The organism is Pseudomonas frederiksbergensis (assembly GCF_900105495.1).
GTDB lineage: Bacteria > Pseudomonadota > Gammaproteobacteria > Pseudomonadales > Pseudomonadaceae > Aquipseudomonas > Aquipseudomonas frederiksbergensis.
This window is the reverse complement of record NZ_FNTF01000002.1, coordinates 6,132,447-6,147,894: the sequence shown is the minus strand read 5'-3', so window position 1 is coordinate 6,147,894 and position 15,448 is coordinate 6,132,447. Positions and strand designations below refer to the sequence as shown.

At 59.2% G+C, this 15,448-nt stretch carries 17 protein-coding genes; 8 read left to right on the top strand and 9 right to left on the bottom strand.

The features are described from left to right. Window positions 1-2: 2 nt before the first annotated feature. On the top strand, window positions 3-767 hold the full coding sequence (locus tag BLW70_RS28880; protein ID WP_074879996.1) for an amino acid ABC transporter ATP-binding protein: 765 nt from the start codon (window positions 3-5) through the stop codon (window positions 765-767). 55 nt (window positions 768-822) lie between these two features. Here the strand turns inward: BLW70_RS28880 and BLW70_RS28875 are convergent, their stop codons facing one another. Continuing rightward, window positions 823-1,305 (bottom strand): type II toxin-antitoxin system MqsA family antitoxin, encoded by a 483-nt coding sequence (locus BLW70_RS28875; RefSeq protein ID WP_074879993.1) that lies wholly within the window; start codon window positions 1,303-1,305, stop codon window positions 823-825. Beyond that, window positions 1,302-1,613, bottom strand: a complete 312-nt coding sequence (locus tag BLW70_RS28870; RefSeq protein WP_074879991.1) for a type II toxin-antitoxin system MqsR family toxin — start codon at window positions 1,611-1,613, stop codon at window positions 1,302-1,304. Before BLW70_RS28870 ends, BLW70_RS28875 begins: the two co-directional genes overlap by 4 nt. Window positions 1,614-1,780: 167 nt before the next feature. Between BLW70_RS28870 and BLW70_RS28865 the strand changes: the two genes are divergently transcribed. From BLW70_RS28865 to BLW70_RS28845, 5 genes are all read left to right on the top strand, one after another. Further along, on the top strand, window positions 1,781-2,440 hold the full coding sequence (locus BLW70_RS28865; RefSeq protein ID WP_074879989.1) for a FadR/GntR family transcriptional regulator: 660 nt from the start codon (window positions 1,781-1,783) through the stop codon (window positions 2,438-2,440). Next, window positions 2,430-3,746, top strand: a complete 1,317-nt coding sequence (locus BLW70_RS28860; protein WP_074879986.1) for a CynX/NimT family MFS transporter — start codon at window positions 2,430-2,432, stop codon at window positions 3,744-3,746. The genes BLW70_RS28865 and BLW70_RS28860 overlap by 11 nt, the downstream gene beginning before the upstream one ends. A 115-nt stretch (window positions 3,747-3,861) precedes the next feature. Beyond that, window positions 3,862-4,332, top strand: a complete 471-nt coding sequence (locus BLW70_RS28855; protein ID WP_074879983.1) for a nuclear transport factor 2 family protein — start codon at window positions 3,862-3,864, stop codon at window positions 4,330-4,332. 39 nt (window positions 4,333-4,371) lie between these two features. Then, the gene (locus tag BLW70_RS28850) at window positions 4,372-4,692 is read left to right on the top strand and encodes a GIY-YIG nuclease family protein (protein ID WP_074879979.1); all 321 of its coding nucleotides are present in this window, start codon (window positions 4,372-4,374) and stop codon (window positions 4,690-4,692) included. An 88-nt stretch (window positions 4,693-4,780) separates the two neighbouring features. Further along, window positions 4,781-5,716, top strand: coding sequence for a glutathione S-transferase family protein (locus tag BLW70_RS28845; protein WP_074879976.1), 936 nt, complete (start codon window positions 4,781-4,783; stop codon window positions 5,714-5,716). Between the two features lie 149 nt (window positions 5,717-5,865). On the opposite strand, the gene BLW70_RS28840 is transcribed toward BLW70_RS28845, so the two are convergent. Next, window positions 5,866-6,216 (bottom strand): glutaredoxin family protein, encoded by a 351-nt coding sequence (locus BLW70_RS28840; protein WP_074879974.1) that lies wholly within the window; start codon window positions 6,214-6,216, stop codon window positions 5,866-5,868. Beyond that, window positions 6,216-7,220, bottom strand: a complete 1,005-nt coding sequence (gene yejK / locus BLW70_RS28835) for a nucleoid-associated protein YejK (RefSeq protein WP_008147593.1) — start codon at window positions 7,218-7,220, stop codon at window positions 6,216-6,218. Before yejK ends, BLW70_RS28840 begins: the two co-directional genes overlap by 1 nt. A 395-nt stretch (window positions 7,221-7,615) precedes the next feature. On the opposite strand from yejK, the gene BLW70_RS28830 reads away from it, so the two are divergent. Then, entirely contained in the window at window positions 7,616-7,897 is a 282-nt protein-coding gene (locus BLW70_RS28830) for an HU family DNA-binding protein (RefSeq protein ID WP_007905514.1), read from the top strand. A 213-nt stretch (window positions 7,898-8,110) separates the two neighbouring features. Here the strand turns inward: BLW70_RS28830 and rlmF are convergent, their stop codons facing one another. Further along, the gene (gene rlmF / locus BLW70_RS28825; protein WP_074879971.1) at window positions 8,111-9,133 is read right to left on the bottom strand and encodes a 23S rRNA (adenine(1618)-N(6))-methyltransferase RlmF; all 1,023 of its coding nucleotides are present in this window, start codon (window positions 9,131-9,133) and stop codon (window positions 8,111-8,113) included. Window positions 9,134-9,353: 220 nt separating this feature from the next. On the opposite strand from rlmF, the gene BLW70_RS30615 reads away from it, so the two are divergent. Beyond that, window positions 9,354-9,761, top strand: a complete 408-nt coding sequence (locus BLW70_RS30615) for a hypothetical protein (RefSeq protein WP_139273430.1) — start codon at window positions 9,354-9,356, stop codon at window positions 9,759-9,761. Between the two features lie 56 nt (window positions 9,762-9,817). Here the strand turns inward: BLW70_RS30615 and BLW70_RS28815 are convergent, their stop codons facing one another. The 4 genes from BLW70_RS28815 to BLW70_RS28800 all read right to left on the bottom strand — a co-directional run bounded on the left by BLW70_RS28815 (window position 9,818) and on the right by BLW70_RS28800 (window position 15,304). After that, on the bottom strand, window positions 9,818-12,664 hold the full coding sequence (locus tag BLW70_RS28815) for a valine--tRNA ligase (protein ID WP_074879966.1): 2,847 nt from the start codon (window positions 12,662-12,664) through the stop codon (window positions 9,818-9,820). Window positions 12,665-12,920: 256 nt separating this feature from the next. Then, window positions 12,921-13,316 carry a DNA polymerase III subunit chi gene (locus BLW70_RS28810; protein ID WP_074879964.1) on the bottom strand — a complete coding sequence of 132 codons (396 nt, stop codon included), beginning with the start codon at window positions 13,314-13,316 and terminating at the stop codon, window positions 12,921-12,923. 8 nt (window positions 13,317-13,324) lie between these two features. Next, window positions 13,325-13,753 carry a DNA polymerase III subunit chi gene (locus BLW70_RS28805; protein ID WP_074879961.1) on the bottom strand — a complete coding sequence of 143 codons (429 nt, stop codon included), beginning with the start codon at window positions 13,751-13,753 and terminating at the stop codon, window positions 13,325-13,327. A gap of 60 nt (window positions 13,754-13,813) precedes the next feature. Beyond that, window positions 13,814-15,304: a leucyl aminopeptidase gene (locus tag BLW70_RS28800; RefSeq protein WP_074879959.1), complete on the bottom strand. Its 1,491-nt coding sequence runs from the start codon at window positions 15,302-15,304 to the stop codon at window positions 13,814-13,816. Window positions 15,305-15,448: the final 144 nt, after the last annotated feature.

The window sequence follows — 15,448 nt, the reverse complement described above, 5'->3', positions numbered from 1 at the left end:
AAATGAGCGAAGCAATCAAAAAGCCTGTGAGCCCTGAAGGCATTATTCAGATGCAGGGCGTGAACAAATGGTACGGCCAGTTCCACGTGTTGAAAGACATCAACCTGAACGTTAAACAGGGCGAGCGTATCGTCCTGTGTGGCCCGTCGGGTTCCGGCAAGTCCACCACCATTCGTTGCCTCAACCGTCTGGAAGAACACCAGCAGGGCCGCATCGTGGTCGACGGCGTGGAGCTGACCAACGACCTCAAGCAGATCGAATCGGTGCGCCGTGAAGTCGGCATGGTGTTCCAGCACTTCAACCTGTTCCCGCACCTGACCATCCTGCAGAACTGCACGCTGGCGCCGATGTGGGTACGCAAGATGCCCAAGCGCAAGGCCGAGGAAATCGCCATGCATTATCTGGAACGCGTACGCATTCCGGAGCAGGCGCATAAATTCCCGGGGCAACTGTCCGGCGGTCAGCAACAGCGTGTGGCGATTGCCCGTGCCTTGTGCATGAAGCCGAAAATCATGCTGTTCGACGAACCGACTTCGGCACTCGATCCAGAGATGGTGAAAGAGGTTCTGGACACCATGATCGGCCTGGCCGAAGACGGCATGACCATGCTCTGCGTGACCCACGAAATGGGCTTCGCCCGCACCGTGGCCAACCGCGTGATCTTCATGGACAAGGGTGAAATCGTCGAGCAGGCTGCGCCGAACGACTTCTTCGATAACCCGCAGAATGATCGGACCAAGCTGTTCTTGAGCCAGATTTTGCATTGATGCCAGCTGACTCGTAGAAACAAACCCGGCCTCGCGCCGGGTTTGTTTTTTGCGCTCAGGAAACAGTGAGGGTTTCGTGCTCTTTGTGCGCTGTATGCTTGAAACCCCTCAAATCCGCCCCTTCACCCAGTGATTTCACATCGGCGAGCAAATGCGGATAGCGGTCAAGCAGGCGCATCAGCAGCACCAATGTTTTCGGAGGAAGTATTTCGCCGCGCTCGTAACGGGAAAACGCGTTGTGTCCGCCACCGGACAGTAGTTGCACAGTTTCTTTTTGCGTCAGATGCAGTTTGCGACGGATTCGCTTCATCTCGTCGCCGATCATCTGCCTTGCTGCGATAACCAGTTCGTCGCCCGCATCTGAATGACGCTCTGAACAACTGTCGTCTAACTCGATCTCGCCACACATCTGGCATTCCCAGCCAGATAAATCATTTACGCGGCGCTCCATACCTTTGACGCTCATGGTTTCGCCGCGACCCTCGAAATGTCGCATTCCTTCCTGGGCTCCACAGCTAAAACACTGCCGGGTTTTCATTGGGATTTCTCCTTGAAGGAGATTACGGGTGGACCACCGCCGGGGCGATACGTCACCTTGATATAAATCTCCAGACCGTATGAGTTGATGTGATAAACGTCTTGCCAGACGCGATGATCGTCATAGGTGGTCATCGACTTGTACAGCATCTTTCCCTGGAGCTCGAAAATGACCTCCTGCATCTCCACGAGGTTTAAGCCAAGAACCCTGCCGCCGTTTTTAGCACTGCTGGTGAATGCTTTGCCTCCAAGTCGCCTGACATCCGCTTTGATCACCGCCAAGTCGTAATGGGGTGTGTTCTTTTCCATAAGAGGCCGCTTGCCCTGTCCCTAAAATTACCCTTAAAGGGTAATTTTGACTAATCGAAAATCCCGCTCTTTCTCCTGCCCTTTGAACGTAGGCGGTTGCCGTCCTACATGAAGCTGACTAACATGTCAGAAAATTCATCCTATGATTGGATGAAAGGGCGAATCCTATGTCAGAAATTTCTCCATTAATTAAGCGATCCCTGGTCGATCAGGCCCTGGATCAGTTGCGTTTGCGCATCAACGAAGGCGTGTGGAGGGTCGGCCAGCGATTACCCACAGAACCCGAGCTGTCCGCCGAGCTGGGGATCAGCCGCAACACCGTGCGGGAAGCCATGCGCGTACTGGCGTTTTCCGGATTGATCGAAATCCGTCAGGGCGACGGCAGCTATCTGCGGGCAGTGGTCGATCCGCTCGACACCATGAAGGCGTTGTCCCGTTGCTCCCACGAGCAAGCCCGGGAGACTCGGCACATTCTGGAAGTCGAGGCCATCGGCCTGGCCGCGTTGCGTCGTACCGACGAAGACCTGGTGGCATTGCGCGAGGCGTTGGGCGTCAGTGGCAGCCATTACCACGGCGATCTCGACACGTATATCGCTTGCGATCTGGTGTTCCACCGCCGCTTGGTTGACGCCGCACACAACCCGACCCTCAGCGAGCTGTATCGCTATTTTTCCAGTGTCATCGGTGCGCAATTGCGCGAGACCCTGAACATTTTCCCCCGACGCCAAGAAGTGTTCGACCTCCATATCGAACTGCTTGATGCCGTCGAGCAACGCGACCCGGAACGGGCCAAAGCCCTGTCGAGGCAGTTGATCAATGAACCTTGAAACCGAGAACCCCATGTCCAGCCAGCAGGTCAACCAAAGCAGCCTCCCCCAAGCCAAGCGGACGGCGGAGCTTGAAGCGCTGCTGATCGACGCCGAAGCGGATGATGAACAGGTCCAGCAAAGTCACCCGGTCCTGCGGCGGCCATGGCTGCTGTTGCTGGGCCTGATTCTGGTGGCGCTGAACCTGCGTCCGGCGCTGTCGAGCATGGCACCGATGCTCAGCGAGGTGTCGAAGACCCTTGGTTTGTCGGCCGCCCACGCCGGATTGCTGACGACGTTGCCGGTGTTGTGCCTCGGCTTGTTTGCACCGCTGGCGCCCGTGCTGGCTCGACGTTTCGGCGCTGAGCGAGTGGTGCTGGGCATTCTCTTGATGCTGGCCGGCGGGATCATCCTGCGCAGTTCTTTCGGCGAGATCGGCCTGTTTGCCGGCAGCGTGCTGGCCGGCGCGAGCATCGGCGTGATCGGCGTATTGCTGCCCGGCATCGTCAAACGTGACTTCGCGAAACACGCGGGCACCATGACCGGCGTCTACACCATGGCCTTGTGCCTGGGGGCGGCGATGGCCGCGGGCGCGACCGTGCCGTTGAGCGAGCATTTCGACAAGAGTTGGGCCTTGGGCCTCGGCTTCTGGGTGGTTCCGGCATTGGTCGCGGCGATTTTCTGGTTGCCACAAGTCGGGCAGAAACACGGCGCGCACAACGTCGCGTATCGGGTTCGCGGTCTGTTGCGTGATCCTCTGGCCTGGCAAGTGACGTTCTACATGGGCCTGCAATCCTCTTTGGCCTACATCGTGTTCGGCTGGTTGCCGTCGATCCTGATCGGTCGCGGCCTGACGCCGACGCAGGCGGGTCTGGTGCTGTCAGGCTCGGTCATCGTTCAGTTGGCGAGTTCACTGGCGGCGCCATGGCTGGCGACGCGTGGCAAGGATCAGCGTCTGGCGATCGTCATCGTCATGCTGCTGACCCTTGGCGGCTTGTTCGGTTGTCTTTACGCACCGATCGAAGGCTTGTGGGGCTGGGCGATCCTGCTGGGTCTGGGGCAGGGCGGTGCGTTCAGTCTGGCGTTGACCCTGATCGTGCTGCGTTCGCGGGACTCCCATGTCGCGGCGAACCTGTCGAGCATGGCCCAGGGCTTCGGCTACACCCTGGCGTCCATGGGCCCGTTCGCGGTCGGCATCGTGCATGACTGGACCGGCGGCTGGAGTGCTGTGGGATGGATCTTCGGCGTCATCGGCCTCGGCGCGATCATCGCCGGCCTCGGTGCCGGGCGTTCGTTGTACGTTCAGGTTCAAAGCGAGAAAGTCTGACGTTCTGCGCACTGTCGGTATTCGGCCCGCGAATGCCGATAGTGTTCCGCGCATTTGTTGACTATCGTTGCAGGCTATCTTTCGAAGCTACTTTGCAATTCCAGAGAGCCTGTCCATGAGTGATACCCACAACGCCTTGATCGCCCGGTTCTACCAAGCCTTCCAGCGGCTGGATGCCGAGGCCATGAGCGCCTGTTACACCGACGACGTGGTGTTCAGTGATCCGGCGTTCGGCGAATTGCACGGCCGCGATGCAGGCGACATGTGGCGGATGCTCACCACTCGGGCCAAGGATTTTTCCCTGACGTTCGATAACGTGCGCAGCGATGAGCGCACGGGCGGTGCCCATTGGGTGGCGACGTACCTGTTCAGCCAGACCGGCAACACCGTGGTCAACGACATCCAGGCGCGTTTCGTGTTTCGCGACGGCAAGATTTGCGAGCATCACGACAGCTTCGATCTGTGGGCCTGGTCCCGACAGGCGCTGGGTTTCAAAGGGCTATTGTTGGGCTGGACGCCAGTGGTGAGAAACGCCGTGCGCGCTCAAGCCTTGAAGGGGCTGAAGGCATTCCAGGCCAGTCGCTGATAAGATCGCGGCTTGTTTCCTACAAGCCTTGATCGTCACGTGGACACCGCCAGCGAATCTTCCGTCAATGCCGCCGAACCCTCACTGCCTGTCAGCAAACCCTGGTTCGTCTACCTCGTTCGCGCGGCCAATGGTTCGCTCTACTGCGGGATCAGCGACGATCCCGTGCGCCGCTTCGCCACTCACCAGAGTGGCAAGGGCGCGCGCTTCTTCCTGTCTAGCCCGGCCGTCGCACTGGTCTACACCGAAGCCTGCCGCGACAAAAGCGAAGCGCTGCGTCAGGAGCGACTGATCAAAAAGCTCAAGAAAAGCGCCAAGGAATGTTTGGTCGCGAGTGCTGCTGCGGGCTTATCAATCTGACTGATAAGCGCCCATCAGGCGGATGGGTAGGCCGCGTGCGGATTGCGCGCTAAGCTGCGGTTTCCTTATCCGAGCGACGGAACCGAGCATGTCCGAGTTGATTCTGCATCATTACCCGACGTCCCCTTTCGCCGAAAAGGCTCGCTTGTTGCTGGGCTTCAAGGGACTGTCCTGGCGTTCGGTGAACATCTCGCCAGTGATGCCGAAACCCGATCTGACGGCGCTGACCGGCGGCTACCGCAAGACGCCGGTGTTGCAGATTGGCGCTGATGTTTATTGCGACACGGCGCTAATGGCACGTTGTCTGGAGCAGGAAAAAGCCTTGCCGGCGTTCTTTCCGGAAGGTCAGGAAATGATCACCGCGACCTTCGCCGCGTGGGCCGATTCGGTGGTGTTCCAGCATGCGGTCAGCCTGGTGTTCCAGCCGGCGTCGGTGGCGGTGCGCTTCGGTAAATTGTCACCTGAAGCGATCAAGGCCTTCCTGGCCGATCGCGCCGGCCTGTTCAGCGGTGGCAGCGCCACACGGTTGTCGGCTGAACAGGCCCGGCATCAGTGGCCGACCATCATGGCGCGTCTGGAGCAACAGCTTCAGCGCGAACAGGGCGACTTCCTGTTCGGCGAGCCGTCGATTGCCGACTTCGCCCTGGCCCATCCGTTGTGGTTCCTTAAGGCCACGCCCGTCACGTCACCGTTGGTCGATGCTTATCCAGCGGTTTCGGCATGGCTGGGGCGCGTGTTGGGCTTCGGTCATGGCGCGTTCAGCGAGATGACTTCTGAGGAGGCGCTTCAAGTTGCACGCAATGCCACGCCGGCTGCATTGCCGGATGAGCAGTTCGATGAGCCGAACGGGTTCGAGGTAGGCCAGCAAGTGGTGATCGCTGCGACCGATTACGGCGTTGATCCGGTGGCGGGAGAGTTGCTGTTTGCGGGTAGCGAAGAATTGATTCTGCGTCGCGAAGACGAGCGGGCGGGTGTGGTGCATGTGCACTTTCCGCGGTTCGGGTTTCGTATCGAAGCGCAATAACCTGGCATCACGATGATTGTGCTGGCTCTAACCTGTGGCGAGGGAGCTTGCTCCCGCTGGACTGCGTAGCAGGCCTAACTGTTTTGTGAGCGCTGCGCACTCAAGCGGGAGCAAGCTCCCTCGCCACAGAGATTGAGTGAGCCAATAGGTTACTTCAGGGCGGCGAGAATGGCGTCCGGGTCATACCCGCGAAGCAACGTCCCGTTCACCGCGATGATCGGAATTCCGCCGCCACCCAGCGCTTCGTAGGCTTTGCGCGCCTCGGCATCCTTCTCGATATCGAACTCCTTGTAGGGGATTCCCTTCTGATCGAGAAAGCGCCGGGTCAGTTTGCAGTAACCGCACCATTCGGTGGCATAGAGCACGACGTTGGCCTTGGCCTGAGTCTGCTCGGACACCCCTTGCGCCGGATGCAACACCCGCTCGATCTTGCCCCAGTTCTGGTAGACCACGACCACCAGCAGGATCAGCAGGAATTTCTTCAGTACGCTGCCGAGCATCAGTTACGTCGCTTGAGCTGATCGGTGAGCTGGGTCGGCAGACCTTTGATGATCAGCGTGCCGGCTTCTTCGTCGTATTCGATCTTCGAGCCCAGCAGGTGCGCTTCGAAACTGATGGACAGGCCTTCGGCGCGACCGGTGAAGCGGCGGAACTGGTTGAGGGTACGTTTATCGGCCGGAATCTCCGGCGACAAACCGTAGTCCTTGTTGCGGATGTGATCGTAAAAGGCTTTCGGGCGCTCTTCGTCGATCAGCTCCGAGAGTTCTTCCAGGCCCATGGGTTCGCCCAGTTTTGCCTGACTGCTGGCGTAATCCACCAGGGTCTTGGTCTTCTCGCGAGCGGATTCTTCTGGCAGGTCTTCGCTTTCGACGAAGTCACTGAAAGCCTTGAGCAGGGTGCGGGTTTCGCCGGGACCGTCGACGCCTTCCTGACAGCCAATGAAGTCGCGGAAATACTCCGAAACCTTTTTGCCGTTCTTGCCTTTGATGAACGAAATGTACTGCTTGGACTGCTTGTTGTTCTGCCACTCGGAGACGTTGATCCGCGCCGCCAGGTGCAGTTGGCCCAGGTCCAGGTGCCGGGACGGGGTCACGTCCAGCTGATCGGTCACTGCAACGCCTTCACTGTGGTGTAGCAGGGCGATCGCCAGGTAGTCGGTCATGCCTTGCTGATAATGCGCAAACAGCACGTGGCCGCCCACTGAGAGGTTCGATTCCTCCATCAGCTTTTGCAGATGTTCCACCGCCACCCGGCTGAACGCTGTGAAATCCTTGCCGCCATCGAGGTATTCCTTCAGCCAGCCGCTGAACGGATGCGCCCCGGACTCGGCGTGGAAGAAACCCCAGGCCTTGCCTTGTTTGGCGTTGTAGCTCTCGTTGAGGTCGGCAAGCATGTACTCGATGGCGCTCGACTCGGCCAGTTCGGAATCGCGAGCGTGGAGAACTGCGGGCGTGCCGTCGGGTTTTTTGTCGATCAGGTGGACGATGCAATGGCGGATCGGCATGGGCTTCTCGGCTGATGGAAGAGAGGAGGGCGTGCTCCCCCAAAAAGTGCCAAGTGTACCGCAACCACTGGTTTTGGCGCGGCACGAAGGGCAATTCGCAGGTGTCCGATGGCCCTTATGCAGTTTTTTGCCGATTTAGAGCAATAAAGCTGACCAAATGGGTAGCTAGAGGCGGATATTTCCCCGTCTCTGTGCTAGTTTTGCCCGGTCTTACGCGAAGTCACTGCGTTAAGCGTGCATTCAGCATTTGTCAGGTCGAACCAAACCCTGATTTCGGTATCTATAACCCCGACTCGTCGCGGTTGTGGCCGAGGGTGCCAGATCCAGAAGATCGGGCTCGATGGCTGACACTGCACTCTGCAATCCATATGAATTTGATAGGGAAGGAACACTACATGGCTCTTACTAAAGACCAACTGATCGCCGACATCGCTGAAGCTATCGACGCGCCAAAAACCACCGCGCGTAACGCTCTGGACCAACTGGGCCAAATCGTTGCCGATCAGCTGGAAAACGGCGGCGAAATCACTCTGCCAGGTATCGGCAAACTGAAAGTGACTGAGCGTCCTGCCCGTACCGGCCGTAACCCTTCGACTGGCGCTGCCATCGAAATCGCTGCCAAGAAAGTTATCAAGCTGGTTGTGGCCAAAGGCCTGACCGACGCTGTTAACAAGTAAGACTTGTTATAAAAAAACCGTGCTTCGGAGCAATCCGGGCACGGTTTTTTTGTGCCATAAATTCTTCAAACACCGCCGATCCTTGTGGGAGCGGGCTTGCCCGCGATGGCGGCGAGTCAGTCGCCTTCTTTGACGCCTGGCACACTGCTTTCGCGGGCAAGCCCGCTCCCACAGGGATTTCAGCACTCAGTAATTTGGCTTGTCAGCAATTACTCAGCTTTTACGCGCCCAACGTTCGCGCCAGACCTGCTGCTCGCTTTTAGTCTGGAACGTCCAGGCGACGAAGCGGCTTTGCTTCTGCCCTTGCGACATTTCCACGACCTGGCTTTCCAGCACGCCAGCCTTTTTCAGCGCCGTCTGGATCGCAGGCAGGTTTGAGGCTTTCGAGACCAGGGTGCTGAACCAAAGCACTTTGTGTTGAAAATGCGCGCTCTCGGCGATCAGTTGCGTCACAAAACGTGCTTCGCCACCTTCACACCACAATTCCGCCGACTGACCGCCAAAGTTCAGCACCGGCAGTTTGCGTTTTGGATCGGCACGGCCCAGGGCGCGCCATTTACGCTCGCTGCCCTTGGTCGCTTCGTCCATCGAGGCATGGAACGGCGGGTTGCACATGGTCAGGTCAAAACGTTCGCCGGGTTCAAGCAGGCCCAGCAGAATGTGCTTGGGGTTGCTTTGCTGACGCAACTGGATGGCCTTGTTCAGCCCGTTGGACTGGACGATGGCTTTGGCGGCGGCCACGGCTGTCGGGTCGATTTCCGAGCCGAGGAAGTGCCAGCGATAGTCGCTGTAGCCGATCAACGGATAGACGCAGTTGGCGCCCATGCCGATATCGAGCACCTTGACCGGCGCGCCGCGCGGGATCTCACCGTCGTTGACGCTGGCCAGCAGGTCGGCCAGGAAGTGCACGTAATCGGCACGGCCCGGAACCGGCGGGCAGAGGTAGTCGGCCGGGATGTCCCAGTGGGCGACACCGTAGAACGACTTGAGCAACGCCCGGTTGAACACCCGCACTGCGTCCGGGCTGGCAAAGTCGATGCTTTCCTTGCCGTACGGGTTGATGATCACGAACTTCGCCAGTTCCGGCGTGGTTTTGATCAGCGCCGGGAAGTCGTAACGACCCTGATGGCGATTGCGCGGATGCAGGCTGGCCTTTTCACGCGGTTCCACGGTTTTGGCCGGGGTGGCGGAATCAGGCTTTTTGCGCGCAGGGCGGGGTGTGCGGGGGGCGTTCATGGGTGTGGTCGATTCGGGTATGGCTGAAAGTGGCGGGTATTGTCCCACATCTAAACTGCGCCCGGCCAAAGTAGTGCGGTTGGTGCACCAGGGAGCACTTTTTATGCCGAAAAGATCTTGAGGAACTGTTATTTATGACAGTGGGCGAGAGATATTTTTTTCGATTTACTCAATGGTGAGCGCTGCCTAAAGCAGGCCACTTATTTCGGGAGTGATCGTAATGGATGATTTGTTTGCCGCAACATTTCCAAGCACCAATAATTTCGGATTTATTAACTGCTCAAGCAAGCGCAGCCCCGTGCAAGGGATTATTGCTAAGGTTCCGTCGATAAAGGGTGTTGAGCCAGGCGATGTGCTGACGTTGTTTTCCCAGGGATACACCAGTTTCGATGATAAAACCCCTATTCCAGGAACAGCGACTCAATTTGAGCGAGTGATAGGCCCTGCGGATGTGGGGCAGCCTGTTGATTTCATCATCGGGCCGTACGCCACCGCGATCAAACCTATTCGTTCGGGGTCGTTGGGTGTTTGTTATTCGGTAACGCGTGGGGGGAATACTGTTAGTTCGCCGAAGTCATGGGTGAAAATCAGTGTCGAGTTACCCGGTGGTGGCACTTGCCCTGAGTAAAAAGGCACAAAAAAGGGAGGCCGTTTCGGGCCTCCCTTTTTCATTGCGATTTGCCGTTACAAACTGGCAATCCGCGCATGCTGCTCGGCCAACTTGCCCAAAGCCTGTTCGGCTTCAGCCAGTTTGGCGCGTTCCTTCTCGATGACTTCGGCCGGGGCCTTGTCGACGAAACCGGCGTTGGACAGCTTGCCGCCCACGCGCTGAACTTCGCCCTGCAATCGCAGGATTTCCTTGTCCAGTCGTGCCAGTTCGGCGTCTTTGTCGATCAGGCCGGCCATCGGCACCAGCACTTCCATCTCGCCGACCAGTGCGGTGGCGGACAGCGGTGCTTCTTCGCCAGCTGCCAACACGGTGATCGATTCGAGGCGAGCCAGCTTCTTCAGCAGGGCTTCGTTCTCGGTGAGGCGACGCTGATCTTCGGCGCTGACGTTTTTCAGGAACAGGTTCAACGGCTTGCCTGGACCGATGTTCATTTCGCCGCGGATGTTGCGCGTGCCGAGCATCAGTTCCTTGAGCCATTCGATGTCGTTTTCGGCGCCCTGATCGATGCGTGCTTCATTGGCCACAGGCCACGGTTGCAGCATGATCGTCTTGCCTTCGATACCGGCCAGCGGCGCGATGCGCTGCCAGATTTCTTCGGTGATGAACGGCATGAACGGGTGCGCCAGACGCAGCGCGACTTCCAGCACTCGAACCAGTGTGCGGCGGGTGCCACGCTGGCGTTCGACCGGTGCGTTTTCGTCCCACAGCACAGGCTTGGAGAGTTCCAGGTACCAGTCGCAATACTGGTTCCAGATGAACTCGTACAAGGCTTGTGCAGCCAGGTCGAAGCGGAACTGATCGAGTTGGCGGGTCACTTCGGCTTCGGTGCGTTGCAGCTGCGAAATGATCCAGCGATCCGCCAGCGACAGCTCATAAGCTTCGCCGTTCTGCCCGCAGTCTTCGCCCTTGTCCAGCACGTAGCGCGCGGCGTTCCAGATCTTGTTGCAGAAGTTGCGATAGCCCTCGACGCGGCCCATGTCGAACTTGATGTCGCGACCGGTCGATGCCAGCGAACAGAACGTGAAGCGCAGGGCGTCGGTGCCATAGCTGGCGATGCCGTCGGCGAACTCGTCGCGGGTCTGCTTCTCGATCTTCTTCGCCAGTTTTGGCTGCATCATGCCGGAGGTGCGTTTCTGCACCAGGTCTTCGAGCTCGATGCCGTCGATGATGTCCAGCGGGTCCAGGACGTTGCCCTTGGACTTGGACATTTTCTGTCCCTGGCCATCACGCACCAGACCGTGCACATAAACAGTCTTGAACGGAACCTGCGGCGTGCCGTCTTCGTTCTTCACCAAGTGCATGGTGAGCATGATCATCCGGGCAACCCAGAAGAAAATGATGTCAAAACCGGTGACCAGCACGTCGGTGGAGTGGAATTTCTTCAGGAATTCGGTCTGCTCAGGCCAGCCGAGCGTCGAGAACGTCCACAGGCCCGAACTGAACCAGGTGTCGAGAACGTCATTGTCCTGTTGCAGCGCAACGTCCGGGCCAAGGTTGTGCTTGGCGCGGACTTCGGCTTCGTCGCGACCGACATAGACTTTGCCCGACTCGTCGTACCAGGCCGGAATCCGGTGGCCCCACCACAGCTGACGGCTGATGCACCAGTCCTGGATGTCGCGCATCCACGAGAAGTACATGTTTTCGTATTGTTTCGGCACGAACTGAATGCGGCCGTCTTCAACCGCAGCGATGGCCGGCTCGGCCAATGGCTTGGTCGACACGTACCACTGGTCGGTCAGCCACGGCTCGATGATGGTGCCGGAGCGGTCGCCTTTCGGTACTTTCAACGCGTGATCGTTGACACTGACCAAGAGGCCGGCGGCATCAAACGCTGCAACGATCTGCTTGCGCGCTTCGAAGCGATCCAGTCCGGCGTATTCGGCCGGGATCTTGCCGTCGATGCTTTCGTTCAGCGTGCCGTCGAGGTTGAACACCTGACAGGCCGGCAATACAGCGGCGTTCTTGTCGAAGATGTTCAGCAGCGGCAGGTTGTGGCGCTTGCCGACTTCGTAGTCGTTGAAATCGTGCGCCGGGGTGATTTTCACGCAGCCGGTGCCGAACTCAGGGTCGCAGTAATCGTCGGCGATGATCGGGATGCGACGGCCGACCAGCGGCAGCTCGACAAATTTGCCGATCAAGGCTTTGTAGCGTTCGTCGTTCGGGTTAACCGCGACGGCGGCGTCGCCGAGCATGGTTTCCGGGCGAGTGGTCGCGACGATCAGGTAATCGTTGCCTTCAGCGGTCTTCACGCCGTCGGCGAGCGGGTATTTCAGGTTCCACAGGAAACCTTTCTCGTCGTGGTTTTCCACTTCGAGGTCGGAAATCGCCGTGTGCAACTTGGTGTCCCAGTTGACCAGGCGCTTGCCGCGGTAGATCAGACCGTCTTCGTGCAGGCGCACAAAGGCTTCTTTCACGGCTTCCGAGAGGCCGTCGTCCATGGTGAAGCGCTCGCGGCCCCAGTCCACGGAAGAGCCGAGACGGCGGATCTGACGGCTGATGTTGCCGCCGGACTGATCCTTCCACTCCCAGACTTTCTCGAGGAATTTCTCACGGCCCAGATCATGACGACTCTGGCCCTGGGCTTCGAGTTGGCGCTCCACCAGCATTTGCGTGGCGATACCGGCATGGTCGGTACCCGGCTGCCACAGGGTATTACGACCCTGCATGCGGCGGAAACGGATCAGGGCGTCCATGATCGCGTTGTTGAAGCCGTGACCCATGTGCAGGCTGCCGGTGACGTTCGGCGGCGGGATCATGATGGTGTAGGACTCGCCCGCGCCTTGCGGGGCGAAGTAATTCTCTGACTCCCAGGTGTTGTACCAGGAAGTTTCAATGGCGTGCGGCTGGTAGGTCTTATCCATGCGCGGCGGGACCCTATTGGCATTTATTCAGGAAAAGCCGGCAAGTATAGCGGGGCATGGGGCGGAGGGCGAGCCGGGGTAGACCGGGCGCAGATCAAACTGTGGAATGAACCTGTGGCGAGGGAGCTTGCTCCCGCTGGGGCGCGAAGCGGCCCCGACATCAGCAAGTTAGGTATGCCAGGTACACGGCTTTGCGGCTGCTGCGCAACCGAGCGGGAGCAAGCTCCCTCGCCACAGAAACCCGCCGGGCTTGGGGTTATTCGTATTGGCTCAACAACCGTTCCATCCGCGCGCTGAGGCGGCGTTTGATTTCGGTTTCGATGTGCGGGGCGAAGTCGTCGATCACGTCTTGCATGATCAATTGCGCGGCGGCGCGCAGTTCGTCTTCCAGGTGCAGCAGCTCGTCGGCGCTCTTGCTGGCGGCGGGTGCCGGTTGGGCGGCAGGGGCTGCTGGGGCGGGTGGCGCGGGTTCGAGTATGGGCGGGTTGGCGCCAACGGTATCGAACAGCATCGGAATCTGCTCCTGGTCACCGTCCTCGACCGTTTCGGTGAGCAAGGGCGGTTGCAGGTTGTCGTCGCCGAGCAATTGACGGATCGACTCAAGGTCGTCCAGCAGGTGCGCGGACTTTTGCAGCGGTTTTGGAGTGTCCATCGGAATGCTCAGAGTCGCTGTAAACGGTGATCTTGCAAAGGATAGCCCTGTTCGCGGTAGAAACGGAAACTCTCCCGCGCAGCCGTACGAATCGTCGGATCTTCCACCACCACTTCCGCCACTCGGGCGAACTTGTTGGCGAATGCCGGGACTTTCAGGGCGAGATTGACCAACAGGTCCTGATGCGGACCGCAGTCATCGCCAAAGCCCAGCACAATCAAGCTGTCCGGCTCATTTTCAGCGGGGCCGTGGGGCACGAAGCTTTCGCCCTTGAAGGTCCACAAACGCGCATCAAGATCGTCACGCTGGGCGGCATCGCTGCAATGCAGGTAGATGCGGTGGCCCATGCGCCAGGCTTTTTCGGTGAGTTTGCAGGCAAAATCCAGCCGCGCCGAAGGATCGGCGCTAGGCAGGATATAGAAGTCGACTTTGGTCATTGCGGTTCCTGAGCTTCAAGTGGCATCACCCGAGAGTGATGCCATCGGAAGTCATCGGTTTCAGGCTTTGGCGCGGTCCAGCAGGTATTGGGTCAGCAATGGAACCGGACGGCCAGTGGCGCCCTTGTCCTTGCCGCCGCTGGTCCAGGCCGTGCCGGCGATGTCCAGGTGTGCCCAGTTGAGGTTCTTGGTGAAGCGCGACAGGAAGCAGGCCGCGGTGATGGTGCCGGCTTTCGGACCGCCGATGTTGGCGATGTCGGCGAACGGGCTGTCCAGCTGTTCCTGGTACTCATCGAACAACGGCAGTTGCCAGGCGCGATCGTCAGCCGATTGGCCAGCGCTCAGCAGTTGGCCGATCAGTTCGTCGTTGTTGCCCAGCAGGCCCGACGTGTGGGAACCCAGCGCAACGACGCAAGCGCCGGTCAGGGTCGCGATGTCGATCACCGCTTGCGGCTTGAAGCGCTCGGAGTAGGTCAGGGCGTCGCACAGCACCAGACGGCCTTCGGCGTCGGTGTTGAGGATTTCCACGGTCTGGCCGCTCATGGTGGTGACGATGTCGCCTGGACGCGAAGCGTTGCCGCTCGGCATGTTCTCGGCGCAAGCCAGGATGCACACCAGGTTGATCGGCAGTTTCAGCTCGAGCACCGCACGCAGCGTACCGAATACGCTGGCAGCGCCGCCCATGTCGTACTTCATTTCATCCATGCCGGCGCCCGGTTTCAGGCTGATGCCGCCAGTGTCAAAAGTGATGCCTTTGCCGACCAGTGCATACGGCTTCTCGGATTTCTTGCCGCCGTTGTATTGCATGACGATCAGGCGTGGTGGCTGGGCGCTGCCCTGGCCGACGGCGTAGAACGAACCCATGCCCAGGTCCTTGATCTTCTTCTCATCAAGGACTTCGACTTTCAGGCTCTTGAATTCTTTGCCCAGGTTCTTCGCTTGCTCACCGAGGAACGTCGGGTGGCAGATGTTTGGCGGCAGGTTGCCCAGGTTACGGGTGAACGCCATGCCGTTGGCGATGGCGGTGGCGTGGGCCACGGCGCGCTCGACTTCAGCTTGTGCAGCCTTGATGGTCACCAGGGTGATCTTTTTCAGGCTGCGAGGCTCGGCTTTCTGGCTCTTGAACTGATCGAACGTGTATTCGCCGTCCACCAGGGTTTCGGCCAGCAGGCGGGTCTTGCCGTAGCTGTCACGGCCTTTGACCACGACTTCGTCCAGGGCCAGCACGGCGTCGCTGCCGCCCAGGCCTTTAAGGGTGTTGAGGATGCCGGCGATGATTTTGCGGAACGGGCGGTCGCCCAGCTCTTCGTCTTTGCCCACGCCTACCAGCAGCACGCGTTCAGCCTTGAGGTTCGGCAGGCTGTGCAACAACAGGCTTTGACCGACTTTGCCCGCCAGGTCGCCGCGCTTGAGCACAGCACTGATGGCGCCGCCGCTCAGTTCGTCGAGTTGTTTGGCAACAGCGCCGAGCTTGCGGCCTTCGCCGACGGCGACTACCAGAGTGGCGGTTTTCAACGTTTCTGGGCTAACGCTTTTTACAACCAGTTCCATGTCCGGGTCCCTGAATTAATGGTCAACACGCAAGAGCTCGACAGCATGCATTCGAGCTTGCTTATAAATAGAAAGACGCAGGTCACGGCCCGCGACAAAGGCCGCAGTTTGAACCTCGTGCCCCGAGCCTGACAACCCTCGGTC